This is a genomic window from Micromonospora sp. NPDC005367, from assembly GCF_040606825.1.
GTDB lineage: Bacteria > Actinomycetota > Actinomycetes > Mycobacteriales > Micromonosporaceae > Micromonospora.
This window is the reverse complement of sequence record NZ_JBEXFP010000064.1, coordinates 1-23579: the sequence shown is the minus strand read 5'-3', so window position 1 is coordinate 23579 and position 23579 is coordinate 1. Positions and strand designations below refer to the sequence as shown.

Sequence of the window (23579 nt, the reverse complement as noted above, 5' to 3'; positions counted from 1 at the left end):
GAATCCGGCGGGCAGCGTGCTGCTTTCGGTCGATCGCCCCGGTACGGTGAACCTCTTACCGGTATGGTCGTGTACGCCCGATTGGCCGCCCTCGCCGGAGTATGATCATGTCGCATCATCTCGACACCCCAGACGCCGCCCGCAGCGGTCAGCTCTACCTCAACGACCTGTTCGTCTTCGACGGCGAACGCGGCACCGTGTTCGTCATGGACGTCAACAGCTCGGTCACCGGGGCCGACATCAAGAGGGGCTTCCACGCCGAGGCGCGGTACGAGTTCAAGGTCCACTTCAACGGGGGCGAGCTCGAGGAGTTGACCTACCGGCTGGCCTTCGGCGAGCCTGACGGGCAGGGCAGGCAGACGCTGACGCTGCATGCGCTCACCGCGGCGGAGGCGCGCGACGACGCCGCCACCGGCACCCTCCTCGTCGAGGGCCGGACCGGCGAGATGATCGAGGGAAACTACCTGCGCGTCTGGGCGGGCCGGATCGCCGACCCGTTCTACGTCGACCTCGGTCTGGTCGCGACCGTCAACGACGCGTTCAAGAACGGCGCCGAGCTGGACCGGTCGGCGTGGCAGCCGGAGAACGCGAAGAACACCCTCGCCGGCAAGACTGTCGAGTCGATCGTCCTGGAGATCTCCCGCGACGAGCCGCTACTGCCTGACGGCCTGCAGATCGGTGTCTGGTGCCGCACCATGCTGGCCACGGATGCGGGCGGGTGGCGGCAGATCAACCGGGCCGGCCACCCCATGATGTGGCCGATCTTCTGGCCCACCGACACCGACTTCTCCGACCCGGCCAACGTCCGGCACCCCTGCGATGACCTGAGGGCGGACGGCGAGGAGATCGCCTCGGCCGTCGCCCGGGTCGTCGCCGCCAACGGGACGGCACCCGACCCGAAGGCGTACGGCTGGAGCGTGGCGCGGGAGGTCTACCCGGACGTGCTGTCGTACCAGGTCGGCACACCGGCGAACTACGGGTTCGTGACCCGCAACGGGCGGGCCATGGCCGACAACGCACCCGAGGTCATGTTCTCCATGGTGTTGAACACCGGGATCTCCTCCGGCCTCGGCACCGACGTCGCCGCCGGCGCCAGAGCCGACGTCTTCCCGTACGTCGTACCTGCCTGACCGGCCTCGGGCGACGGCATCCGGTCGCTGACCGCTCCGGCGCGACCCGGTCCGAGGCGTCGAGCCGACGACGGTCAGCGGCCGCCCAGCAGCTTCTGCAGGTGCCGCATGGCCGATTGGGACGTGGAGTCCGACGCGGGAATCAACACGTTGAGCGTCTGGTCGCTGTCCTCGGGCGTCTGCACCGCCTCGATGTGCAGACGGATCGGGCCGATGATCGGGTGCTCGATCACCTTCGAATCCACGACCGCCTTCGTCGCGACGTGCCGCTCCGACCAGAGCGCTCGGAAGACGTCGCTCTTGGCGTTCAGTTCGTCGACGAGTTTCGCCGCCCGTGGATCGTTCGGGTGGCGGCCGTAGTCCATCCGGAGCATGCCGACCACGCCGGCCGCGGCGGTCTCCCAGTCAGGATGAATCAGACGGGCCTTTTCGCAGAGCAGCATGAATCGGGTGGCGTTGCGCTCGCGTGCCGGCATCGCATTGAAGTCGTGAATGAGAAGACGGGCGGCGGGATTCGCCGCGAGGATGTCGGTCCGCCGACCGGTGAGTACGGCGGGCACTCCGCCGAGTGATTCCATGAGGCGGAGCATTCCGACGCGTACGCGTTGAGTCGGTTCACGCTCCAGCCGCGGGTGGTTGACCCGCCGGGCCAGGTCGAACATGTGCTCGCGGGCCGCGTCGTCGAGTTCGAGCACGTCGGCGAGAGCGTGCAGGACGTTGTCCGACGGAGTCACCCGCCGTCCCTGCTCGAGTTTCACGTAGTAGTCGACGCTGACGCCGACACGATGGGCGACCTCCTCGCGGCGCAGTCCCGGTACCCGCCGTGACGGTGCCGAGCGCAGGTCGCCCTGTGTCGGCACGAGACCCGCACGGCGCGCACGCAAAAAATCGCCCAAAGTGAGCTCTTGCACGCTTCCAACCAGCCTTTGTGTGAATTGCGGGGGCAACTCTACAGGGTGGCCCTGCCAGTCCTAGGAACGATGGGCCGGGCCCGACTTGCGCTCCACCGATACCGGCCTGCTTTCCTTGTCTCGGCCCCTTCCGGGGCGAGTTCGGCGTGGAGGTGCCCAGCTTGGATCAATCGGAGTCCTCGACGGGGTCGTTGGTCGGCCGTGACGACGAGTTCCTCCTGGCCCGCAGGTTCCTGCGGCAGGCGGCGGTCAACGGCGGGTCGCTGCTGATCTCGGGTGAGCCCGGGGTCGGTAAGACGGCACTGCTCGACGTCGTGGCGGAGGCCGCCGCCGATACGGGGACCAGGGTCCTGCGCGCGGCCGGCGTGGAGTTCGAGGCCGACATCAGCTACTCCGGGTTGAACCAGTTGTTGTTCCCGCTGTACGACGCCTTCGACGAACTCGCACCCGCGCACCGCGCGGCGTTGCAGGTGGCGCTCGGATTCGGCGCCGGACAGCCGCCGGACCGGTTGCTGGTCTCCAACGCCGTGCTGTTGCTGCTCCGCTCGATGGCCGCCGCTGGACCGCTGCTGCTCATCGTCGACGATCTGCCCTGGCTCGACCGGGCCAGTTCGGCGGTACTCGGGTTCGTCGCGCGTCGCCTGGTGGGTACCAGCGTCGGCTTCCTGGGCGCGTCGAGGTCGCAGACCGCCAGCTTCTTCGAGCAGGGCGGCATCCCCACGCTCAACCTGCAGCCGCTGCCGGCCGACGCCGCCGGCGAGCTGATCAACAAACGTTTTCCGGACCTCGCCCCGGCCGTCCGGCGCCGGCTGCTGTCGGAGGCTCGCGGCAACCCGCTCGCCCTGCTGGAGTTGCCCACCGCGCTGAGCGAGCCGCAGCGCCTCGCCGCGGCTTCCCTGCCCTCGTTCCTCCCGCTGCCCCGGCGTCTGCAGTCGCTCTTCGCGTCCCGCGTGTCCCGACTGCCCGACTCCTGCCGCCGGCTGCTGCTGCTGGGAGCACTCGACGGCACTGGCGAACTCGGCGTGCTGCTCACGGCGTCCGGTGAACCCGACCTGGACGACCTCGAACCGGCCGAACGCGACCAGTTGGTCCGCGTGCACAGCAACACCCGCCGCATCGCCTTCCGGCATCCGCTCATCGAGTCGGCGGTCGTCGAGGTCGCCACCAGCGGTGAGCTGCGCTGGGCACACAGCGCCCTCGCGCGGGCGGTGGTCGCGCATCCCGAACGCCGGGCCTGGCACCTCGGTGAGGCCACGGTCGGCCCGGACGAGCAGGTCGCCACCCTGCTGGAGCAGGCCGCGCACCGGATCCTGCGACGGGGTGACGCCGTGGGCGCGGTCGCGTCGTTGACGCGGTCGGCCGACCTGAGTCCCGATCCGGTCGAGCGGAGCCGACGCCTGGGACAGGCCGCCTACATCGGCGCCGACGCGGGCGGGGAACTGGTGAACGCGTCGCAACTGTTGGACGATGCCCGCCGGGCCAGTCCGGGTGACTCGCTGTACGCCACCGCGGCCGCCGTCCACCTGTTGCTCAACAGCGACGGCGACGTCCGGACCGCACACCGGCTCCTGGTCGGAGCGATCGAATCGGGTGACCACGGGTACGACGCCGAGGACCAGTCCCTGATCGACGCGATGCTCACCCTTCTGCTGCTGTGCTACTTCTCCGGCGAACCGAGGATGTGGGAGCCGTTCTTCGCCGCCCTCGACCGGTTGACACCCGAGGCGCCCGAGCTGCTCGCGGTGGCGGCCGGGACGTTCGGCGACCCGGCACGGACCGGGCAGACGGCGGTGAGCCGGCTCGACGCGCTGGTCGGCGCGATGAGCGACGAGATCGACCCGACGCAGATCGTGTGGATCGGAGTCGCGTCCATCTACCTGGACCGGCTTCCCGATTGCCGGGACGTGGACTGGCGGGTGGTGCGCCTCGGGCGCGACGGTGCCGCACCGGCCCGCCGCCACCTCGGTGCCCTGCTGCATCTCTGCTTCGCGGACATCCACACCGGGCGGTGGGACGAGGCGGTCGAACTCGCCGACGAGGGCCTGCGCCTCTGCCGCGAACACGGCTTCCGCTTCTTCATGTGGTACTTCCAGTACGTCCAGGCACTGCTCGCGGCCGCGCGCGGCGATGCCGAAACCAGCCGGGCCCTGACCGACCGCATGCTGAGTTTCGCGGCACCGCGGGGAGCCCGGGCCGCGGAGTTCCTCGCCTACCACGCCGAAGGGCTGAACGAGCTGGCGTCCGGTGACTCCGAGAGCGCGTACGAAACCCTGACCCTGCTCAGCCCGGCGGGCACGATCGCGCCGTACGTCCCGCACGCGCTGTGGGGATGTCTCGACCTCGTGGAGGCGGCGCTCCGTACCAACCGGTTCACCGAGGCGGCCGCGCACGCCGCCGCCATCAAGGAGGCGAACCTCGGGGCGCTGTCGTCGCGGCTCGCACTGCTCAGTGCCGCGGCGTCGGCGTACGTCGCGCCCGACCACCAGGTCGAGGAGTCGTTCGAGGCGGCGTTGACGCTGCCCGATGTCGAGCGCTGGCCGTTCGACCTGGCTCGGGTACGGCTCGCGTACGGGGAACGGCTGCGCCGGAACAAGGCGACCGCGAAGTCCCGGGCCCAGCTTCGAGTGGCACTGGCGACATTCGAGCGGCTGGGCGCGCGGCCGTGGGTCGAACGGGCGAGCAAGGAGTTGCGAGCCACCGGCCTGGCGAAACCGAGAAGCGCCACCCGGCTGGCCGTCCTCACCCCGCAGGAACGTGAGATCGCGAAACTCGCGGGCTCCGGACTGACGAACAAGCAGATCGGCGAGAAGCTGTTCCTCTCGCACCGGACCGTCGGCACGCACCTCTACCAGATCTTCCCCAAACTCGGCATCACCTCCAGAGCCGCGCTCCGCGACGCGCTGGCGGCGCTCACCGACGCAGAGGACGGAGAATCGCAGCTCGGACAGATGCCGGAGCAGTGACGCCGCCCGGATCGCCGGGTGGCGGTGCGCCGGCGGTGCGGACGAACGTGGACGCCGGGTGTCACGCCGACGGTTCGGCATCTTCCGCCAGCCGCTTCAACCGCAGCAGCGCGTCCTGGTGGGCGTAGTAGAACTCTTCCGCCTGAGAATTACGGATCAGTGCCGTCGTCAGCTCACGCTCCACCTTCTTGGCGATCACCTGGGTGCCAGGGGAGACCGGAACGAGCGTCCAGGCCTGGTAGATGCTCAGGTCGGCCGAGGAGCCGATCCAGCCGAACCGGCTGTCCGGCTCGTACTCGGAGACCACGGCGTCCAGCTGCACGCCGTACATCTCGATCTCGAACGCGGCCCCGAGGCGGATCTCGTTCGGGACGTGCGCCCGTCGCACCTCCGGGATCCAGTCGGGCCACCGCGATACGTCGACCAGGTGCGCGTACACCCGCTGTGGAGACGCCGCGATGACGGCCTCGCCGTGCATCGAGGATTCGGCGTACGGCACGGTGAAGCCCGGGGACTGGTATCTGTCCCGGCGTGCCCAGGACACCCCGTGGCCGGCCCGCGGGTGAAGCATCTCGTTTCTCCGTTCGACTACCCGTGGCACCCGAGGATCACGTCCAGATGGGTCCGCTCGGACCGGTGCCGAAAGTTCCTGCAGCTGCGCGACACCCAATCTGCTCCCAGCGGGCGTGGGAGTAACCGGTCAGATGACTTAGCGGATGACTGGCTCTCCGCGGACGTCGCGGTTTCGCAGGGGTGCCGCGACGTCGGTCGAGGTGGCCGCCACTTCCGGGGCCGCTGAGCGGTGACGCGCCGGCCGCCTCCGGTCGATGCCGCTGCCTGACGTACGTCAGGACGCCGGTCGGTAAGTCATCGGCGTGGAGATCGTTCCCGCCGAGCGGATGACGGCACCCCAGTCATCTGACAGATGCGGCATCCGCAATATCTGCCGACTCTTGGATCACCGCAGAGCGACCGGGCCCGGCGGGCGGACGGGACAGCAGCCGTCCGCCGGGGCGGTGGCCGCCTGCCCGCCCCCACGCCCGGGGGATCGCGCAACGAAAGGAAACACATGCCGTACGTCACCGTCGGTGAAGAGAACAGCACCCCGATCGACCTGTACTACGAAGATCACGGCAGCGGTCAGCCGGTCGTACTGATCCACGGTTTTCCGCTCAGCGGGCACTCGTGGGAGAAGCAGTCGGCCGAGCTGCTCGCGGCCGGCTACCGGGTCATCAGCTACGACCGCCGCGGTTTCGGTCAGTCCAGCCAGCCGGCGGTCGGGTACGACTACGACACCTTCGCCGCGGACCTGAACGTCCTCATGGAGAAGCTCGACCTGACCAACGCCGTTCTGGTCGGCTTCTCGATGGGTACCGGTGAGGTCGCCCGGTACCTGGGCCGCTACGGGTCGGCGCGGGTCGCGAAGGTCGCCTTCCTCGCCTCGCTGGAGCCGTTCCTGCTCAAGACGGACGAGAACCCCGTCGGCGCGGCGCCCCGGGAGTTCTTCGAGGGCATCGTGGAGCAGGTACGCAAGGACCGGTACGCGTACTACACGGCGTTCTACGCCGACTTCTACAACCTCGACGAGAACCTGGGCACCAGGATCAGCGAGGAAGCCGTCCGGAACAGCTGGTCCGTGGCCGCCAGCGGCGGTTGGTACGCCGCCGCCGCCGCGCCGATGACCTGGATCACCGACTTCCGCGCCGACATCGCCAAGATCGACGTACCGGCCCTGATCCTGCACGGCACCGGCGACCGGATCCTGCCGATCGACTCCACCGGACGCCCGTTCCACCGGGCGCTGCCGAGCGCCCAGTACGTCGAGGTCGAAGGCGCGCCGCACGGCCTGCTCTGGACGCACGCCGAGGAAGTCAACGAGGCGCTGCTCGGCTTCCTCGCCAAGTGACGACCTGAGCGACGGCGGAGATGCCGGGTGCACGAGCCTGGCGAGTCGGAGCTGTCCACCGGGGGCACTCGTCATCTCCGCCGCGCTCGCCCACCGAACCGCGCTCGCGCGGCAACCGCGCTCGCGCGGCAACCGCGCCACGCGCCGTGCGGACACCCGACCTACGGGCCGGTCGCCCGTCGGCCGGCCACCCGATAGAAGAGGAGTAACCATGCGCGCCGCCGTCGCGACCGCTGTCAACACGCCACTGTCGCTGGTCGAACGCGATGTGCCCACACCGGGACCGGGCGAGGTCCTCGTCCGGATGACCGCGTGCGGGGTGTGTTTCACCGACCTCAACCTGATCCGCGGGCACTACCCGTTCGCCCGTTTTCCCGTGGTGCCCGGACACGAGATCACCGGCGTCGTGGAGGCCGTCGGTGAGGGCGTCACCTTCCCGACGGTCGGTACCGCCGTCGGTGCCCAGTTCCTCTACGACTCGTGCGGGCACTGCGACTACTGCGTCCGCGGCGACCAGATCCTCTGCCCGTCCAAGCGGATCACCGGCATCGTCGCCGACGGCGGCTACGCCGAGTACGCCCTGCTGAAAGCCGGGTACGTCACCCCGCTGCCGGCCGGGCTGGACCCGATCGCCGCGGCCCCGCTGATGTGTGCGGGTGTCACCGCGTTCAACGGGCTGCGGCAGGCGGGGATCCGCCCCGAGTCGCGGGTCGCCGTCATCGGTTCGGGCGGCATCGGGGCGCTGGCCATCCGCTACGCCGTGGCGATGGGCGCGCGAGTCGCGGTGCTCGGCCACTCGCGTCGAGCCGAGGAGCAGGCGCTGTCGCTGGGCGCCGAACTGTTCGTCGCGACCAGCGAGCAGGAGCCGGCCGCGGCGCTCAAGACCTGGGAGGGCGGCGCGAACGTCATCCTCAACGCGGCTCCGACGACCGCGGCCGCCGCGGCGGCGTTCGGCGGACTCGCCCCGGACGGCACGCTGGTGCTCTGCGGGTACGACGGCGAGCCGCTGAGCCTGCCGACGCAGCCGATGGTGCTCAACCGGCTGCACGTGATGGCCAACCCGTCCGGGTCGCCGCACGACCTGCGCGACACGCTCGCGTTCTCCGCGGCTCACGGGATCCTTCCCGAAACCACCTCGATCTCTCTCGACGAGGCGGCCGCCGCCCTGGACGCGATGGGCGCGGGTACCTCCCGCGGCCGCAGCGTCATCGTCTTCTGACCTGAGAGGAGTAGCCATGTCCGTCGTACTGATCACCGGTGCGTCCAGCGGTTTCGGAGCGCTCACCGCCAGGGCGCTGGCTCGTGCCGGCCACACCGTCTACGCCAGCATGCGGGCCACCACGGGCCGTAACGCCCCGGCCGTCGCCGAGGCAGCCGAGTTCGCTCGTGAGCACGACGCCGACCTGCGCACGGTGGAGCTGGACGTGCAGTCGCAGGAGTCCGTCGACGGCGCCGTCGCGGCGATCGTCGCCGAGCACGGCGCGCTCGACGTCCTCGTCCACAACGCCGGCCACATGGTCACCGGCCCGGCCGAGGCGTTCACGCCCGAGGAGATCGCGCACGTCTACGACATCAACGTGCTGGGCACGCAGCGGGTGAACCGGGCGGCGCTGCCGGTCATGCGCGCCCGCCGCAACGGCCTGGTGGTGTGGATCGGCTCCAGCAGCACCAAGGGCGGCACCCCGCCGTACCTCGCGCCGTACTTCGCGGCGAAGGCCGGCATGGACACCCTCGCCGTCAGCTACGCCGCCGAGCTGGCCCGGTTCAACATCGAGACCAGCATCGTCGTGCCCGGCTCCTTCACCAGCGGCACCAACCACTTCGCGCACAGCGGACGACCGGCCGACGAGGAAACCGTCAAGGCATACGAGGAGCAGTACGCGGGCCTGATGGAGCAGGTGAGCCGGCGGTTGGCCGAGCTCGCGCCGGCGGACGCGGACGTCGCCGAGGTCGCCGCCGCGGTGGTCCGGGTCGTGGACACCCCGCACGGCAAGCGGCCGTTCCGCGTGCACATCGACCCGGCCGACGACGGTTCGGAGGTAGTCAGCGTGGTCGCCGACCGGATCCGTTCGGAGTTCCTCACCCGCATCGGCCTCGCGGACCTGCTTCACCCGCACAGCTGACGGCGGCCCGGATGTCTGTGACGGGGCTGTACCAGATGATTCCGGCGACGGACGCCGATGTCGGCGCCGCCGACGTCCGCGCCGCCGTGGACGCCGCTGCGGCCGCGTTCCCCGGCTGGGCGGCGACCGGGGCGGCGAAGCGCCGGACGGTGCTTCTCGGCGCGGCGCACCTGCTCGAGGAGCGTACGGAGGCGCTCGCCGGAATCCTGCGTCAGGAGACCGCGGGCAGCCTGGCGTGGGCGGAGTTCAACATCCGCCTCGCCGCCGGCCAGCTGCGACAGGGCGCCGCGATGGCGACCCGGCCGGTCGCGGAGCTCCTGGCCGGCGGCCCGGACCGCGCCACCGGACGCGAGCAGGCCGGCGTGGTCGTGTCGTTCGTGCCCTGGAACGGTTCGATGATCCACTGTGCGCGGGCGATCGCCGTGACGTTGGCCGTCGGCAACACGGTGCTGATCCGGCCCAGTGCGGACGCGCCGTTCACCTGCGGGATCATCATCGCGGACGTGCTGGCCGAGGCCGGGCTGCCCGACGGAGTCGTCAACGTCGTCGCCAACGATCACGCGGACGCCCCCGCGGCGGTCGAGGCGCTGATCGCCGACCCGCGGGTCCGCCGGGTCACCTTCACCGGTTCGATCCGCGCCGGGCGCGTCGCCGGGCGGCTCCCCGCGCAGCGACCCGGCCGGTAGCTCCCGGCTTACCAGGTCGCGGTGCGCCCACCGGCGCGGCCACCGCCGGGTGACCGCGCCGGCGGGCACGGGGCTCGTCAGTGGCAGGCGCCGGTGCCGGTGTCGCTCTGCCCGGTGAGCGACGCAGCACCTGTCCGTTCCGCCGCCGCCCACCTGGTTGCTCCTGTCACCGGCGGCGGTGGCGTCACCGTCGGTCGAATCCGCACCGGCGCGACGGTTGGGTCCATCCCGAGGTCAAGCGCCACGTAGGCCGCCAGGTGTTCGCCGGTGAGGGTGGCGCGGGCGGCGACCAGGTCGGCGGGAGTGCCCTCGAAGATGACCCGGCCGCCGTCGTGGCCCGCGCCGGGGCCGAGGTCGATGAGCCAGTCGGCGTGGGCCATGACCGCCTGGTGGTGCTCGATGACGATGACCGACTTGCCGGAGTCGACGAGCCGGTCGAGCAGGCCGAGCAGCTGTTCGACGTCGGCTAGGTGCAGCCCGGTGGTCGGCTCGTCGAGGACGTAGACGCCGCCCTTCTCGGCCATGTGGGTGGCCAGCTTGAGCCGCTGCCGCTCGCCGCCGGAGAGCGTGGTGAGCGGCTGCCCGAGGGTGAGATAGCCGAGTCCCACGTCGGCGAGCCGGTCGAGGATGGCGTGCGCGGCCGGCGTGCGGGCGTCGCCGGCGCCGAAGAACTCCTCGGCCTCGGTCACCGACATGGCGAGCACCTCGCTGATGTCGCGGCCGCCGAGGTGGTACTCCAGCACCGACGCCTGGAACCGCCGACCCTCGCACTCCTCGCAGGTGGTGGAGACGCCGGCCATCATGCCCAGGTCGGTGTAGATGACACCGGCGCCGTTGCAGGTGGGGCAGGCGCCCTCGGAGTTGGGGCTGAACAGCGCCGGCTTCACCCCGTTGGCCTTCGCGAACGCCTTGCGGATCGGGTCGAGCAGTCCCGTGTAGGTCGCCGGGTTGCTCCGCCGCGAGCCACGGATCGCGGTCTGGTCGACCGAGACCACCCCGTCCCGTCCGGACACCGAGCCGTGGATCAGTGAGCTCTTGCCCGAGCCCGCCACGCCGGTGACGACGACCAGCACACCGAGCGGAATGTCGACGTCGACGTCCCGCAGGTTGTGGGTGCCGGCGCCGCGTACCGGCAGGACTCCGGTCGGTTTGCGCACCGACGGCTTCACGGCGGCCCGGTCGTCGAGATGCTGCCCGGTGAGCGTGCCGCTGGTCCGCAGCCCGTCGACGGTGCCCTCGAACACCACCTCGCCGCCGGCCGTGCCGGCGCCCGGTCCGAGATCGACGACGTGGTCGCCGATCGCGATCGTCTCCGGTTTGTGCTCCACCACCAGCACTGTGTTGCCCTTGTCGCGCAGCCGCAGCAGCAGGTTGTTCATCCGCTGGATGTCGTGCGGGTGCAGGCCGATCGACGGCTCGTCGAAGACGTAGGTCACGTCGGTGAGCGATGAGCCGAGGTGCCGGATCATCTTGGTCCGCTGTGCCTCGCCACCGGACAGGGTGCCGGCCGGCCGGTCGAGCGAGAGGTACCCCAGGCCGATCTCCTCGAACGAGTCGAAGAGGTGTTGCAGCCCGGTGAGCAGCGGGGCGACCGAAGGCTCGTCGAGGTCCCGGATCCAGGAGGCCAGGTCGCTGATCTGCATCGCGCAGAGGTCGGCGATGCTCTTGCCCTTGATCTTCGACGAACGGGCCTCCTTGCTCAGCCGGGTGCCGTCGCACTCGGGGCAGGTCGTGAACGTCACCGCCCGCTCCACGAAGGCGCGGATGTGCGGCTGCAGCGCGTCGACGTCCTTGGCCAGGAACGACTTCTGGATCTGCGGGATCAATCCCGCGTACGTCAGATTGATCCCGTCGACTTTGATCTTGGTCGCCTCGCGGTGGAGCAGGTCGTGCAGCTCCTTCTTGGTGTACCTGCGGATCGGCTTGTCCGGGTCGAAGTAGCCGCAGCCACGGAAGATCCGGCCGTACCAGCCGTCCATGCTGTAGCCGGGGATGGTGAGCGCGCCCTCGTTGAGCGACTTGCTGTCGTCGTACAGCTGGGTCAGGTCGATGTCGTTGACCGAGCCCATGCCCTCGCAACGCGGACACATGCCGCCGAGCCGGTTGAAGGTCGCCTTCTCGGTCTTCGTCCGGCCGGCGCCGCGCTCGACGGTGATCGCGCCGCTGGCCTTCACCGAGGGCACGTTGAAGGAGTACGCGTTCGGTGAGCCGATGTGCGGCTGCCCGAGCCTGCTGAAGAGGATGCGCAGCATCGCGTTGGCGTCGGTGGCGGTGCCGACTGTGGAGCGGGGGTTGGCGCCCATCCGCTCCTGGTCGACGATGATCGCCGTCGTCAGGCCCTCCAGGACGTCGACCTCGGGCCGGGACAGCGTCGGCATGAAGCCCTGCACGAACGCGCTGTACGTCTCGTTGATCATCCGCTGCGACTCGGCGGCGATCGTGCCGAAGACCAGGGAGCTCTTGCCCGAACCGGAGACGCCGGTGAACACCGTCAGCCGGCGCTTGGGGATCTCGACGTTGACGTCCTTGAGGTTGTTCTCGCGGGCACCCTGCACGCGGATCACCTCGTGGCGGTCGGCGGCGTGCGGCGCAGGCGAGTCGGCGTTCGTCCGCGTGGCCTTGCTCATCGGATCTCCCTCTCCTCGGGCGAGGCGGTCGCTACGGTCCCCGTCGACGTCGCCCGATCAATCTCTGCGGCTTCGAGCAGTATGTCTGGTCTTCGTGCGCCGGGGCGGTCGCGGCGCGGCCCTGGCCATCCCCGGCCGGGCGACCGCGAGCGCCCCGAGGGCTCAGCGTGCCTCGTTGATCCGGATCAGGTTGCCGGTCGGATCGCGAAAGGCGCAATCGCGAACACCGTACGGCTGCTCGGTCGGCTCCTGGACGACCTCGGCGCCACTGGCCACCAGCCGCTCGAACACCTCGTCGAGATCGTTGCTGGCCAGCGTCACGGCACCGTAGCTGCCCTTGGCGATCAGTTCGAGGATGGTTCGTCGCTCGTCGTCGGTGATGCCGGGGTCGGCGGCCGGGGGGTGCAGCACGATCGAGGTGCCTGGCTGCTTGACGGGGCCGACGGTGATCCAGCGCATCCCCCCGAATCCGACGTCGTTGCGGACCTCGAAACCGAGGGTGTCGCGATAGAAGGAGAGCGCGGCGTCCGGATCGGTCTGCGGGAGGAAGGCGTAGTGAATGGTGATGTCCATGGCGGTCAGGCTAGTTGCGCCCCGTCGACCCGCGCTTCTCGAATCCTGATCGGTCTGGTCACCTGTTTCGACATGCACGACGGCATCTCCGCCGCGGCGGAAGCCGCCTGGGCGCGATAGGTGCTCGGCGGCACCCCGACCAACTCGGTGAAGCGGGTGCTGAAGGTGCCCAGCGACGAACAGCCGACCGTGAAACAGACTTCCGTGACGCTGAGGTCGCCACGACGCAGCAACGCCATGGCACGCTCGATCCGCCGGGTCATCAGGTACGAGTACGGCGACTCGCCGTAGGCGTTCCGGAACTGGCGGCTGAGGTGCCCGGCCGACATGTTCACCCCACGCGCGAGCGCCTCGACGTTCAGTGGCTGCGCGTACTCCCGATCGATCCGGTCCCGGACACGGCGAAGCAGCGCGAGGTCGCGCAGGTGCTGCGTGAAGGCGGGATCGCTGGTCACCCGGGAAATCGTACGCTGCGCCGGGACCGAGGGGGCGTTCCTCCTGCGGGGAGGAACGCCCCCTCGCGCCGAGGACCGGATCAGCGAACCGAAGCCGGGAACCACTCCCACACCCGGTGTGCGGTCATCAGCCGCTGCACCGCGCCGAACGCCTCGACGCCGGACTCGACGGTGACCACGCCAGGTGTCCCCGTCACATCGGCCCGCTCCAGAAGGAGAACCATGCCCGCGCCGAGCACGGCCCGGCGTACCTCGGGCACGCCGTCGAGTTCGGTGTCCGGGTCGACGACGATCCCCACCACGCGGCCGTCGCCCGGCCACTCCAGGCCCAGCTGCGAGAGGGCGGGACTCGGCGTCACGTCGGCGAGCGGCACGGTCGGCTCAGGCGCCGGCAGACCCAGCCCGGCAGCGACCTGCGCGCACAACACCGGGTCGATGTTCGCGAGACACCGCAGCTGCCGTTCCGGGATGGCCTGGTGGAAGCACTTGCCGAGTTCGAACGTGTACGCGCGGACGATGTGCTCCTTCTCGACCGGGGACATGCTCAGCCAGAACAGACGCGCCTGGCCGAAGTCGTCGTCGAAGGAGGCCGGATTGGCGCGTACCTTCGGAGCCTCCGCCACCGTGACCGGCACGTCGACGAACGCGTTCTCGTCGTCCCCCGGCGGGACCGCCTTGGCTGGTTTGCTGGAATCCATCTGGACGATTCCTCCAGGAGCTGTCGGGAGCGGGCCTGCACGCCCTACCCCCTGCCCGGAGCAGACAAAACGGACCAGGTGGCCATCGCTGGAGGACTTTTCTGTCGGTGGGCGGGCCTAGGGTCGAGCGCGCAGAGCACCCATTCGCCGGTTCCGATTCCCGGATTCGCGAGAAGAACCAGGAGCTGCCATGACGACCCTTTCCGACCGGCCGCACACCGCCCTGCTCGTCATCGACGTGCAGAACGGGGTGGTGGCCAACGCGCACGACCGCGACGGCGTCATCGCGAACATCAACGTCCTGCTCGATCGCGCCCGCGCGGAGGAGGTGCCGGTCATCTGGGTGCAGCACGCCGACGCGCAGCTCGTGCGGGGCAGCGACAGCTGGCAGTACGTCCCGGAGCTGGTCCAGCGCGATGGTGAGCCGCTGGTCCACAAGAACTACGGCGACTCGTTCGAGGGCACCGATCTGGAGGCGTTGCTCGCCGAGCGTGGCGTGGGGCGGGTGGTGGTCACGGGCGCCTCGACCGATGCCTGCATTCGCTCGACCTTGCACGGGGCCTTCGTCCGCGGCTACGACGTGACCCTGGTCGCCGACGCGCACACGACGGACGACCTCAGCGCCTACGGTGCCCCGCCGCCGGCCCAGGTGATCGCGCACACCAACCTCTACTGGAAGTGGCAGAGCGCGCCCGGGCGCAGCGCCGGCACGGTGGACACGGCCGACGTGGTGTTCGCGCCGTCCAAGGTCGGCTGAGCGGCCGCCCGGACGACACCCGGGTGGACCGGCGGGCACCGGTCCGCCCGGGTCGTGTGGCGGTCAGGACGTCAGCGGGCCGGTCTCCGGCGGCGTCGTCGGCGAGTCCAGCCACGCGGCGATGAGCGGAAGCGCTCGTCGCCGAGGGCCGGGTGCAACTGCCGCAGCATCGCCGCGGCACAGCTGTAATGGTTCGCCGAGCCGAACTCGGCGTCGCTGACGTCGTTCCGCTCCTTCGCGTAGAGCTTCTCGGCGTAGCGGGCCCGGCCCTCGCTGAGCCAGAAACCAGCCAGGTGAGGTAGCCCGGCGTGCGTTGCGACATCGGCAGGAAGTGCTTCTGATCCTTCTCGTACCAGTAGGTGATCGGGAAGCCGTGCGGTCCGGTGCCGGTCGCCTTCCCGTACCTGCCCACCGCGAGGGTGGTGAGGTACGACGCGACCGGCACCGTGCTCTGGTAACGGAACGTGTTGCCGTCCTGTCCGACGGGGGTGCCGCTGGCGACACCTGCCCAGCCCTTCGGCACGGTCACCGCGATGTCGTAGAGCGCCTCGCCGGAGGTCTTCGTTCGGCGGGCGCGTCGCCCCGGTTGCCGGAGCGACGCGCCCGGTGGCTCAGGGACGCAGCAGCCCCGTCACGGCCTTCGTGAACTCCTCCGGCTGCTCGACGTGCCCGAAGTGGCCGCTCTGTTCCAGGACGGCCAGGCGTGAGCCCTGGATGCCCTCGTGCAGCTGCTCGGCCCACCGCGGCCCGCAGATGAAGTCGTACGAGCCGACGATGACCACGGTCGGCGCGGTGATCTCGCCGAGCCGGTCCCGCACGTCGAACGGCACCGGGTCCTGCGCCGACGCCGGTTCCGCCCAGGCCTGGACTCCGGCCACGAACGGGGCGAACTCGTCCCGGCGTGCCCAGAAGTCCGCGAAGTAGACCGGCAGACCTCCGCGCAGGCCGGTGGTCAGCGTCTCGTCGTCGGTGGCGCTGATGGCCTGCTGGAAGGCGGCCGGGATCGCGGCGGCCTCCGGGTTCTCCGGGTACCGCTGCGGGTACGCGGCCAGCCCCTGCATCGCCACACTCCAGAACTCGGCGCCGGTCACCGGGGAGGTGTCGTAGAGGACGAGACCGGCGACGCGCTCGGGGTGCTCGAGCGCGTACCGCTGGACGACGAAGCCGCCGTACGAGTGGCCGAGCAGGTGCACCCGCGGTTCGCCGAGGTGCTCGACGACGGCGGCCAGGAACCGGAGGTAGGTGTCGAGACGGTAGCCGTCGCGGTCCGCGAGGCGCCCGGAGGCGCCGGTGCCGACCGGCTCGACGTACACCATCGTGAAGTGGTCCTCGAGGTGCGGTGCCCGCAGGTACGCCCAGACGATGCCGGGGCCGCCGGAGTGCGCGACGCAGACCGGGCCGCTGCCTGCGACGTGGTAGACCTGCCGGACGCCGTCGACGTCGAATTCGTGCCGTCCCGGAGTGAGGCCGGCGGAACTGGTGGAATTCATGACTCTCCCGTTGCGTGGCCCGCCCGGCGGTGTGCCGGGGCGGGTGTCGAGCGCTGATCCGGGAACCAGATGCGCCGGTGGGCGGGAAAGTTCGCTCGGTCGGGAGATCTTTTCCAGCCACCCGGCCGGGCTGCGGTTCTCACCCCGCCGAGCGGCGGCTCTGGCCAGGGCGAGTCGGGTGGAACAAGGTCATCCGCCGCACCCGGCCCTCGTCCAGCTCGTGGAGCCAGAGGGCACCCGGCGGGCAGTGCTCCGGGTCGTCCGGCGGGTTGATCAGATCGGTCTCCCAGATCAGCACGTCGCGGCTGGCCACGACGTTGCGCAGGCGCTGGCGTACGCCGTCGTTCAGGTCGTTCGTCATGCCTCTGACGGCGAGGTCCCGGCCGCCGCGCACGCCGATCTCCGGCACGATCATCTCGGCGTCGGGCCACCAGGTATCACGTACCACGCGTTCCCAGTCGCCGTGCATCGCCGTGGCCAGCATGTCTCGTCCCTCGCGCCACCGCACGCCGGTTGCCGTCGCGACGTCGGGATGCGCCGCGGCACCTGATGCGCGTAGACCGTCGGCGAGTTTGCGGCGGGCGTGGTTGAGCCGGCTGCGGACGGTGCCGACGGGCAGGCCGGCCAGCGTCGCGATCTGGTCGTACGAGGAGGCGTCGCTGAAGTACCGGAGCAGGGTGACCAGCCGGTCGGACTCGGAGAGCTCGCCGATCGCGTGCCACACCCAGTCGCGCAGCGCGCCCTGCTCCAGTGCCTGCTCCGGGGTGGGCGAGTTGGCGGGCAGGGCGAACCATTCCGGCTCGGCCACCGGCAGTGGGCGGGCCGCGCGCAGCACCATCCGGCAGTTGTTGCGGACGACCGTCCGCAGCCAGGCGCCGACCGCCGCGGGGTCGCGGACCTCGCTGATGCGGCTGAGGGCGACCACCATGGCGTCCTGCACCGCGTCCTCGGCGTCCGGACCGTAACCGAGCATGCTCACGGCGACCGCCCGCATCTGGGCCTCGTGCCGTGAGAGCAGCACACCGAGCGCCGTGGCGTCGCCGGTCTGCGCCAGCCGGACGAGTGGGCGGTCGTCCGCCGCGACGCTCATCGAGGTCTTCACCTGCTCCCGTCCGCTCCGTCCCGGGTCGCATCCACGTCCCCGGTCGAGTGTGCCCGGCTGGTCCGGTCTTACCCCGTTGTGCGCGGCGGGGTTGTGTCCTTCCTCTCGGCGGGACGGGCGAGCCAAACACTTGCTCTCGGCAACAAGCTGGGCGAAGATCCCAGAAGTTCTCATCGATGCCCAGGAAGGTTCTAATGCGACGAAACGGAGCAAGGATCGGCGCTGCCCTGGCGGCGTCCGCCATGTTGGCCACCGGGCTCGGCGTCGCGGCTTCGCCCGCCTCGGCGGCCGCGTCCGCGCCGTCCGGTCTCACCTTCTACACCGTCGACTTCGGCACCGAGGTGGCGCACGTCGACGCGCCGACCGGCGAGTGCGCTCCGCTGCCGGCGACCGCGGCAGGCCACGTCGGCTGGAGCGGCTTCAGCGACATCATCCTCTACCGGACCGCCGACTGCACCGGGTACGCGACGAGCACCGGCACGCTGCGGACCTACGAGGCAGGCAAGTACCTGAGCTACCGCGCCTTCTGACGGCAGCACCGTCGACGGGCGGGGAGCTGTTCCGCCCGTCGACGCCGTCGCCCGCAGAACTTACGCAACTCCCGGCTGTTCATCGGCTGCCCGATCTCCGTACAGCCGGCGTTCAGAGCGCTTGCCGAGGCTGCCTGTCGACACAGGCAACTGCTGGACTGAGGAGCGCTTCGTTTTGAGCGACAAGGATCTGAAGCAGGCTGAGCAGTCGCGGATCTCGCGGCGGAAGTTGGTCAAGTACGCCGGCGTGGGCGCGACGCTGGCCGCCGCCAGCCCGGTGGTGGGCGCCACCGCGGCCTTCGCCGACGAGGAGGAGGAGCGCGGCAAGAAGCCGGGTGACTCCCGTGGCCGGACGTGGCGGGCCGGAGATCACCACGTCCACTCCGAATACAGCGGGGAGTTCGACACGTCGTCCAACCCGCCCAAGTTCCACAAGGGCGCCGACGCGGTCTACCCGATCGTCACCAACGCCATCATGGCCAAGAACTTCGGACTGACCTGGGCCATGTGCACCGACCACGGTGGTCCGAACCACTCCAAGGTGAACCTGGAGCAGGCGTACCCGGATCTGCTGCGCTCCCGCAAGCTGGTGCCGGAGGTGCTCCAGTTCTGGGGCATGGAGTTCGACGCCCCGTCCCTCGACCACCACACGCTGATGATTCCGCGGCACGAGGACGAGGCGAAGCAGCTCTTCGAACTCGAGAGCCGGTTCGCCAAGTACGACGCCTTCCCCAGCGACCCGGGCCGCGACACCGAGGCCAAGATGATCGAGTTCCTCAAGGTCGCCCGGAACATGCCGCTCAAGCCGATCGTGATCGCCCACCACGCGTCCCGGTCCGCCCCCGGGCTCGGCGTGTACGGCCAGGACACCCCGCGCGAGTTCCGTAACGGCAACAACGTCGCGCCGGACGTCTACATCGGTTTCGAGGGCGCGCCCGGACACCAGGCGGGTCCGCTCAACGGTGGCGATCGGGGTGGCTACGGCAACTACCCGACCCACGGTGGCTTCGACCAGATGACGGCCCGCGTCGGTGGCCTCTGGGACTCGCTGCTCGGCGAGGGACGGCGCTGGTGGATCACCGCCACCTCCGACTCGCACGTGCACTGGACGCGTGGTGGCTCCGACTTCTGGCCGGGCGAGTACAGCAAGACGCACGTGCTGGCCCGGCAGGACTACGCCGACATCATGGACGGCCTGCGCAGCGGTCGGATCTGGGTCGGCACCGGTGACCTGATCCAAAGCCTCGACGTCACCGCCGGCGCCCAGGACCGCAAGGCCGAGATGGGCGAGACCATCACGTTGAGCCGCCGGAACAAGAGCGATGTCGAGATCGAGATCCGGTTCCGGCCGCTGGACGGCGTGAACGCGAACGGCGACCGTCCGGAGGTTCGGCGGGTCGACCTCATCGTCGGCAACATCACCGGCCCGAGCGCCGACGTGAACGCCGACACCAACCCGACGACCAAGGTCGTCGCCCGGTTCGGCCCGCGCGACTGGCGCCGGCAGGGCGCGGAGTACGTCATCCGGCACACCCTGCGCGACGTGGAGCAGGACATGTACGCCCGGGTGCGTGGCACCAGCACCGATGAGATGGAGCCGCTCGCCGACGGGCTGGAGAGCCCGTGGGACGACCTCTGGTTCTACTCGAACCCGGTCTTCGTCCGCGTCCGCTGACGCGTCCGCTGTCGTCGGCCCTGCGCGCCGGGTTCCGTCCCGGCGTGTGGGGCCGACGGTGTTCCCGCGTGGGAGTGTTCACCTGGTCCGCGATGGAGTCACTCAGCGCAATTGCCGGTACCGCCCCAGACACACCCCCGCGGACGCTTTGCTCAGCACCCGCTCAAACGTCCACGCTGAGCCGTACGTCCACCGTCTCGCCCACCTCGAGCCCCTCGGCCTTCCGCACCGAGGTGCGCACCGGTACGAGGTAACGCCCGTCCTTCGGGAACAGGGACGTGGCCCAGGTGGTCGCGCCGATGTGGGCGGTGACCGGGATCATGCCCCAGCCGTAGCTCACCGCCGGAGCGGTCGCGGCCAACTCGCGGCATTCGGCGACCGGAACGGTGACGAAGTGCCAGGGCGCCGGTCCACGCCAGAACCACATCTCGCCGGCGAATTCGAGCTCCATGGCCTCAGCCTAGGCGGGAGCGACGGGAGCGCCCAGGCTGCCCGACGGCTGACCCGCCGCGGGTGACCGCCCCCGGAGGCCGCGAATCGGGTTAACGATTTCTCGGTCGTCGCCGGTCATCTATGCCGCCGCCGTGAACTCTCTTACCAGCGCAAACTCCGGCTGAGCCGGGGCCCGGGGGTTGGGCGTACGGGAGGGTGATCGGTAGTTCGCTCTTGATTCGGAAATCGATTGCTGGAACAGTGGCGCCATGAAGGTTGCGACCGTCATGGGCGTCGACATCGGCACTTCGAGCAGCAAGGGTGTCCTCGTCGATGCCGCCGGCCGGGTCGTCCGCTCGGCCACCCGATCACACGAGGTGAGCCGCCCCCGACCCGGCTGGGTGGAGATGGACGCCGACGTCTGGTGGCAGGAGTTCGTCTCGCTCAGCCGCGAGTTGCTGGCGCCCGGCGACGCGGAGGTCGTGGCCGTCGGGGTGAGCGGCATGGGCCCGTGCGTGCTGCTCACCGACGCCGACAACGTTCCGCTGCGTCCGGCCATCCTGTACGGCGTCGACACCCGTTCGACCGCCCAGATCGCCCGCCTCAACGATCAGTTCGGCGAGGAGGAGATCCTGCGTCGGTGCGGCTCAGCGCTCTCCAGCCAGGCGGCGGGCGCGAAGGTCGCCTGGGTCGCCGACAACGAACCGGAGCTCTTCCGGCGGGCGCGGCGGCTCTTCATGCCCAGTTCGTGGCTCGTCGTGCAGCTCACCGGCCGGTACGTGCTCGACCAGCACTCGGCGAGCCAGTGCACCCCGCTCTACGACACCGAGCGCGAGGACTGGTACGCGCCCTGGGCCGCGCAGATCGCCCCCGACCTGGTCCTGCCCCCGCTGAGCTGGCCCGGCGAGGTGGCCGGGGTCGTGACGGCACGCGCCGCGGCGGAGGCCGGCCTGCCTCCGGGCGTCCCGGTCATCACGGGCACCATCGACGCCTGGTCGGAGGCGATCAGCGTCGGGGCCCAGGGCGTCGGCGACCTGATGCTGATGTACGGGACCACGATGTTCCTGGTCCACACGGTCGCGTCCGCGCTGACGAGCCCGTCGCTGTGGGGCACCGTGGGTGCCCTGCCCGGCACCCGCAACCTCGCCGGCGGCCTGGCCACCTCCGGGGCGATCACCGGATGGCTGCGCGAACTGTTCGGCTCGCCCGACTACCCCGAACTGCTCCGGCTGGCGGAGGCCTCCGGACCGGGCGCGAGAGGGCTGCTCATGCTGCCCTACTTCGCCGGCGAGCGGACCCCCATCCTCGATCCGGACGCGCGCGGCGTCCTCGCCGGCCTCACCGTCTCGCACACGCGCGGCGACCTGTACCGGGCGGCGCTCGAGGCGACCGGCCTCGGCGTGCGTCACAACATCGAGACGATCGAGGCCGCCGGTGGCGACATCCGACGCGTCGTCGCGGTCGGCGGCGGCACCCAGGGCGGGCTCTGGACCCAGATCGTCTCGGACGCCACCGGGCGCGACCAGGTGATCCCTTCGCAGACGATCGGCGCGAGTTACGGAGCCGCGTTCCTCGCCGCGCGAACGGAGTGGGACGTCTCGATCGAGACCTGGAACCCCGTGAAGGAGATCCGGACGCCCCGGCGTGAGCTCGCCGCCGACTACGACGAGCTCTACGGGCTCTATCGCGAGCTGTACACGAGTTCCAAGCGGGTCGCGCATGCGCTCGCTGCACGTCAGGTCCGTCTTCTGGCCGCCGGTCCGCCGGTGGCCAGCGACAACCGAGGCACCGAAGGAGTCGCCCCATGACCAGTTACCAGCTGCCCCAGTTGGCCGATCCACCGTCGGCGGCGCCCGGCACCGTCTACACAGTGGCCAGCGGCGATCTCCGGCCCAGCGCCAACATCACCTGCTGGCCCACCCAGCAGCAGCTGGAGACCGACCTCGCGACGGCGGTCAACGCGCTCGGCTGGAAGGTGGAGCGCGGCCACCCGTTCGACGCGGACAAGGGCCACGGTTTCATCGACAGCCAGCGCGCCGGCATCGAGGTCTTCAAGCGGCTTCCGGTGGACGCGCCGCTGATCGTGGTCGAGGCGGTCTGGCAGTACAGCCACCACGTGCTCGCCGGCCTGCGCAGCCACCGGGGTCCCATCCTCATCGTGGCCAACTGGAGCGGTGAGTTCCCCGGGCTGGTCGGCCTGCTCAACCTCACGGCGAGCCTCACCAAGGCGGGCGTGAAGCACTCCGCGCTGTGGAGCAAGGACTTCACCGACGAGTGGGCGGTCGAGCGGCTGCGGACCTGGCTGGAGACCGGCGAACTGCGCCACGACACCAGCCACGTACGGGACCTGCCGGCCCTTGCCGACGACGCCGAGGTGGAGCTCGGCCGCGCCCTGGCCACCCAGCTGGCCAAGGAGAAGGCGATCATCGGCGTCTTCGACGAGGGTTGCATGGGCATGTACAACGCGATCTTCGACGACGAGCTGATCAACCCGCTCGGCATCTACAAGGAGCGGCTGTCCCAGAGCGCGCTCGTCGCGGAGATGGCGCGGGTGCCGGACGAGGAGGCCCACGCGGTCCGCCGCTGGCTGGACGAGGCCGGGATGACCTTCCACACCGGCACCGACGAGGCGACCGAGCTCACCGACGCCCAGCTCACGAGCCAGTTCAAGATGTACATCGCGGCGCTGCGCATCTCCGACGACTTCGGCCTGGACGCCGTCGGTATCCAGTACCAGCAGGGCCTGAAGGACACCGTCCCGGCCAGCGACCTCGCCGAGGGCCTGCTGAACAACGTGCAGCGGCCGCCGGTGCTCAGCCGCGACGGCAGCCGTGAGCTGTACGCGGGCGCGCCCCTGCCGCACTTCAACGAGGTCGACGAGGGTGTGGCCGTGGACTCCCTGGTCACCAACCGCATCTGGACCGCCATGGGCCTCGACCCGGCCACGACCCTGCACGACATCCGTTGGGGGGAGCGGTACGGCGAGGAGTTCGTCTGGGTGTTCGAGATCTCCGGCTCGGTGCCCGCCTCGCACAACGGCGGGTACGACAAGTCGTACAGCATGCGGCAGCCGCCGATGTTCTTCCCGCTGGGCGGCGGCACGTTGAGCGGTGTCTCCAAGCCGGGCGAGATCGTCTGGTCACGGGTGTTCATCATGGACGGTGAGTTGCACGTCGACCTGGGTCGGGGCACCGTGGTCGAGCTTCCCGAGGAGGAGACCCGGCGCCGCCTGGCGGCCACCAACCCGCAGTGGCCGATCATGCACGCCGTGCTGCACGGGGTGGGCCGTGATCAGTTGATGGCCCGGCACAAGGCCAATCACGTCAACGTCGCGTACGCCCCGGACCGGGAGACCGCCGACCGGGCGCTGCGGGTGAAGGCCGCCATGTTCGCCGAGCTCGGCCTGCACGTACACCTCTGTGGTGAGGTCGCTCTCTAGTTCCACGCGCCGGTGCGCCCCGGGTCGACCGACCCGGGGCGCGCCGCCGAGTGGCGCCCCGGGTGGGGCGCGCGGCGGTATA

At 70.3% G+C, this 23579-nt stretch carries 18 protein-coding genes and 2 pseudogenes; 11 read left to right on the top strand and 9 right to left on the bottom strand.

Going from position 1 to position 23579, the window contains the following annotated elements; all coding sequences use genetic code 11:
- The first annotated feature begins 107 nt into the window (after window positions 1-107).
- Window positions 108-1130 carry a DUF4331 family protein gene (locus ABZS42_RS29175; protein WP_355150689.1) on the top strand — a complete coding sequence of 341 codons (1023 nt, stop codon included), beginning with the start codon at window positions 108-110 and terminating at the stop codon, window positions 1128-1130.
- 74 nt (window positions 1131-1204) lie between these two features.
- Here the strand turns inward: ABZS42_RS29175 and ABZS42_RS29170 are convergent, their stop codons facing one another.
- Window positions 1205-2041: a helix-turn-helix transcriptional regulator gene (locus tag ABZS42_RS29170; protein WP_355150687.1), complete on the bottom strand. Its 837-nt coding sequence runs from the start codon at window positions 2039-2041 to the stop codon at window positions 1205-1207.
- Window positions 2042-2202: 161 nt separating this feature from the next.
- Here ABZS42_RS29170 and ABZS42_RS29165 point away from each other — a divergent pair, with 161 nt between their 5' ends.
- Window positions 2203-5004 (top strand): AAA family ATPase, encoded by a 2802-nt coding sequence (locus ABZS42_RS29165; RefSeq protein WP_355150685.1) that lies wholly within the window; start codon window positions 2203-2205, stop codon window positions 5002-5004.
- A gap of 61 nt (window positions 5005-5065) precedes the next feature.
- Here the strand turns inward: ABZS42_RS29165 and ABZS42_RS29160 are convergent, their stop codons facing one another.
- Window positions 5066-5575 (bottom strand): SRPBCC family protein, encoded by a 510-nt coding sequence (locus ABZS42_RS29160; protein WP_355150683.1) that lies wholly within the window; start codon window positions 5573-5575, stop codon window positions 5066-5068.
- 498 nt (window positions 5576-6073) lie between these two features.
- Between ABZS42_RS29160 and ABZS42_RS29155 the strand changes: the two genes are divergently transcribed.
- The 4 genes from ABZS42_RS29155 to ABZS42_RS29140 all read left to right on the top strand — a co-directional run bounded on the left by ABZS42_RS29155 (window position 6074) and on the right by ABZS42_RS29140 (window position 9719).
- A complete protein-coding gene (locus ABZS42_RS29155; RefSeq protein ID WP_355150681.1) occupies window positions 6074-6910 on the top strand; it encodes an alpha/beta hydrolase in 837 nt (278 codons plus the stop codon).
- A 211-nt stretch (window positions 6911-7121) separates the two neighbouring features.
- Window positions 7122-8129 carry an alcohol dehydrogenase catalytic domain-containing protein gene (locus ABZS42_RS29150; RefSeq protein WP_355150679.1) on the top strand — a complete coding sequence of 336 codons (1008 nt, stop codon included), beginning with the start codon at window positions 7122-7124 and terminating at the stop codon, window positions 8127-8129.
- A gap of 16 nt (window positions 8130-8145) precedes the next feature.
- Window positions 8146-9033, top strand: a complete 888-nt coding sequence (locus tag ABZS42_RS29145; protein WP_355150677.1) for an SDR family NAD(P)-dependent oxidoreductase — start codon at window positions 8146-8148, stop codon at window positions 9031-9033.
- Window positions 9034-9044: 11 nt separating this feature from the next.
- Window positions 9045-9719 (top strand): aldehyde dehydrogenase family protein, encoded by a 675-nt coding sequence (locus ABZS42_RS29140; protein ID WP_355150675.1) that lies wholly within the window; start codon window positions 9045-9047, stop codon window positions 9717-9719.
- 242 nt (window positions 9720-9961) lie between these two features.
- Here the strand turns inward: ABZS42_RS29140 and ABZS42_RS29135 are convergent.
- The 4 genes and pseudogenes from ABZS42_RS29135 to ABZS42_RS29120 form a co-directional block, all read right to left on the bottom strand.
- Window positions 9962-12346 (bottom strand): annotated as a pseudogene (locus tag ABZS42_RS29135) (excinuclease ABC subunit UvrA); the annotation flags it as partial.
- Window positions 12347-12508: 162 nt separating this feature from the next.
- Window positions 12509-12919, bottom strand: coding sequence for a VOC family protein (locus ABZS42_RS29130; protein WP_355150673.1), 411 nt, complete (start codon window positions 12917-12919; stop codon window positions 12509-12511).
- A 5-nt stretch (window positions 12920-12924) separates the two neighbouring features.
- Entirely contained in the window at window positions 12925-13374 is a 450-nt protein-coding gene (locus ABZS42_RS29125) for a helix-turn-helix transcriptional regulator (protein ID WP_355150671.1), read from the bottom strand.
- A gap of 80 nt (window positions 13375-13454) precedes the next feature.
- A pseudogene (locus ABZS42_RS29120) lies at window positions 13455-14036 on the bottom strand (catalase-related domain-containing protein); the annotation flags it as partial.
- Between the two features lie 226 nt (window positions 14037-14262).
- Here ABZS42_RS29120 and ABZS42_RS29115 point away from each other — a divergent pair.
- Window positions 14263-14829 (top strand): cysteine hydrolase family protein, encoded by a 567-nt coding sequence (locus ABZS42_RS29115; RefSeq protein ID WP_355150669.1) that lies wholly within the window; start codon window positions 14263-14265, stop codon window positions 14827-14829.
- Between the two features lie 611 nt (window positions 14830-15440).
- Here ABZS42_RS29115 and ABZS42_RS29110 read toward each other — a convergent pair.
- A complete protein-coding gene (locus tag ABZS42_RS29110) occupies window positions 15441-16319 on the bottom strand; it encodes an alpha/beta hydrolase (protein ID WP_355150667.1) in 879 nt (292 codons plus the stop codon).
- A gap of 139 nt (window positions 16320-16458) precedes the next feature.
- A complete protein-coding gene (locus ABZS42_RS29105) occupies window positions 16459-17409 on the bottom strand; it encodes a sigma-70 family RNA polymerase sigma factor (RefSeq protein WP_355150665.1) in 951 nt (316 codons plus the stop codon).
- Between the two features lie 206 nt (window positions 17410-17615).
- On the opposite strand from ABZS42_RS29105, the gene ABZS42_RS29100 reads away from it, so the two are divergent.
- Together ABZS42_RS29100 and ABZS42_RS29095 are read left to right on the top strand one after the other, a co-directional pair.
- On the top strand, window positions 17616-17951 hold the full coding sequence (locus ABZS42_RS29100; protein ID WP_355150663.1) for a hypothetical protein: 336 nt from the start codon (window positions 17616-17618) through the stop codon (window positions 17949-17951).
- A gap of 175 nt (window positions 17952-18126) precedes the next feature.
- Window positions 18127-19626, top strand: a complete 1500-nt coding sequence (locus tag ABZS42_RS29095) for a phosphoesterase (protein WP_355150661.1) — start codon at window positions 18127-18129, stop codon at window positions 19624-19626.
- A gap of 163 nt (window positions 19627-19789) precedes the next feature.
- On the opposite strand, the gene ABZS42_RS29090 is transcribed toward ABZS42_RS29095, so the two are convergent.
- Entirely contained in the window at window positions 19790-20077 is a 288-nt protein-coding gene (locus ABZS42_RS29090) for a DUF1905 domain-containing protein (protein WP_355150659.1), read from the bottom strand.
- Between the two features lie 250 nt (window positions 20078-20327).
- Here ABZS42_RS29090 and ABZS42_RS29085 point away from each other — a divergent pair, with 250 nt between their 5' ends.
- Window positions 20328-21866: an FGGY-family carbohydrate kinase gene (locus ABZS42_RS29085; RefSeq protein WP_355150657.1), complete on the top strand. Its 1539-nt coding sequence runs from the start codon at window positions 20328-20330 to the stop codon at window positions 21864-21866.
- Window positions 21863-23497, top strand: coding sequence for a fucose isomerase (locus tag ABZS42_RS29080; protein ID WP_355150655.1), 1635 nt, complete (start codon window positions 21863-21865; stop codon window positions 23495-23497). The genes ABZS42_RS29085 and ABZS42_RS29080 overlap by 4 nt, the downstream gene beginning before the upstream one ends.
- Window positions 23498-23579: the final 82 nt, after the last annotated feature.

What these genes read in the sequence shown, in the direction of transcription:
- ABZS42_RS29175 (WP_355150689.1), top strand. Translation starts at nt 108, where the DNA reads ATGTCGCATCATCTCGACACCCCAGACGCCGCCCGCAGCGGTCAGCTC.
- ABZS42_RS29160 (WP_355150683.1), bottom strand. Translation starts at nt 5,575, where the DNA reads ATGCTTCACCCGCGGGCCGGCCACGGGGTGTCCTGGGCACGCCGGGAC.
- ABZS42_RS29155 (WP_355150681.1), top strand. Translation starts at nt 6,074, where the DNA reads ATGCCGTACGTCACCGTCGGTGAAGAGAACAGCACCCCGATCGACCTG.
- ABZS42_RS29150 (WP_355150679.1), top strand. Translation starts at nt 7,122, where the DNA reads ATGCGCGCCGCCGTCGCGACCGCTGTCAACACGCCACTGTCGCTGGTC.
- ABZS42_RS29145 (WP_355150677.1), top strand. Translation starts at nt 8,146, where the DNA reads ATGTCCGTCGTACTGATCACCGGTGCGTCCAGCGGTTTCGGAGCGCTC.
- ABZS42_RS29140 (WP_355150675.1), top strand. Translation starts at nt 9,045, where the DNA reads ATGTCTGTGACGGGGCTGTACCAGATGATTCCGGCGACGGACGCCGAT.
- ABZS42_RS29130 (WP_355150673.1), bottom strand. Translation starts at nt 12,919, where the DNA reads ATGGACATCACCATTCACTACGCCTTCCTCCCGCAGACCGATCCGGAC.
- ABZS42_RS29115 (WP_355150669.1), top strand. Translation starts at nt 14,263, where the DNA reads ATGACGACCCTTTCCGACCGGCCGCACACCGCCCTGCTCGTCATCGAC.
- ABZS42_RS29110 (WP_355150667.1), bottom strand. Translation starts at nt 16,319, where the DNA reads ATGAATTCCACCAGTTCCGCCGGCCTCACTCCGGGACGGCACGAATTC.
- ABZS42_RS29105 (WP_355150665.1), bottom strand. Translation starts at nt 17,409, where the DNA reads ATGAGCGTCGCGGCGGACGACCGCCCACTCGTCCGGCTGGCGCAGACC.
- ABZS42_RS29100 (WP_355150663.1), top strand. Translation starts at nt 17,616, where the DNA reads ATGCGACGAAACGGAGCAAGGATCGGCGCTGCCCTGGCGGCGTCCGCC.
- ABZS42_RS29090 (WP_355150659.1), bottom strand. Translation starts at nt 20,077, where the DNA reads ATGGAGCTCGAATTCGCCGGCGAGATGTGGTTCTGGCGTGGACCGGCG.
- ABZS42_RS29085 (WP_355150657.1), top strand. Translation starts at nt 20,328, where the DNA reads ATGAAGGTTGCGACCGTCATGGGCGTCGACATCGGCACTTCGAGCAGC.
- ABZS42_RS29080 (WP_355150655.1), top strand. Translation starts at nt 21,863, where the DNA reads ATGACCAGTTACCAGCTGCCCCAGTTGGCCGATCCACCGTCGGCGGCG.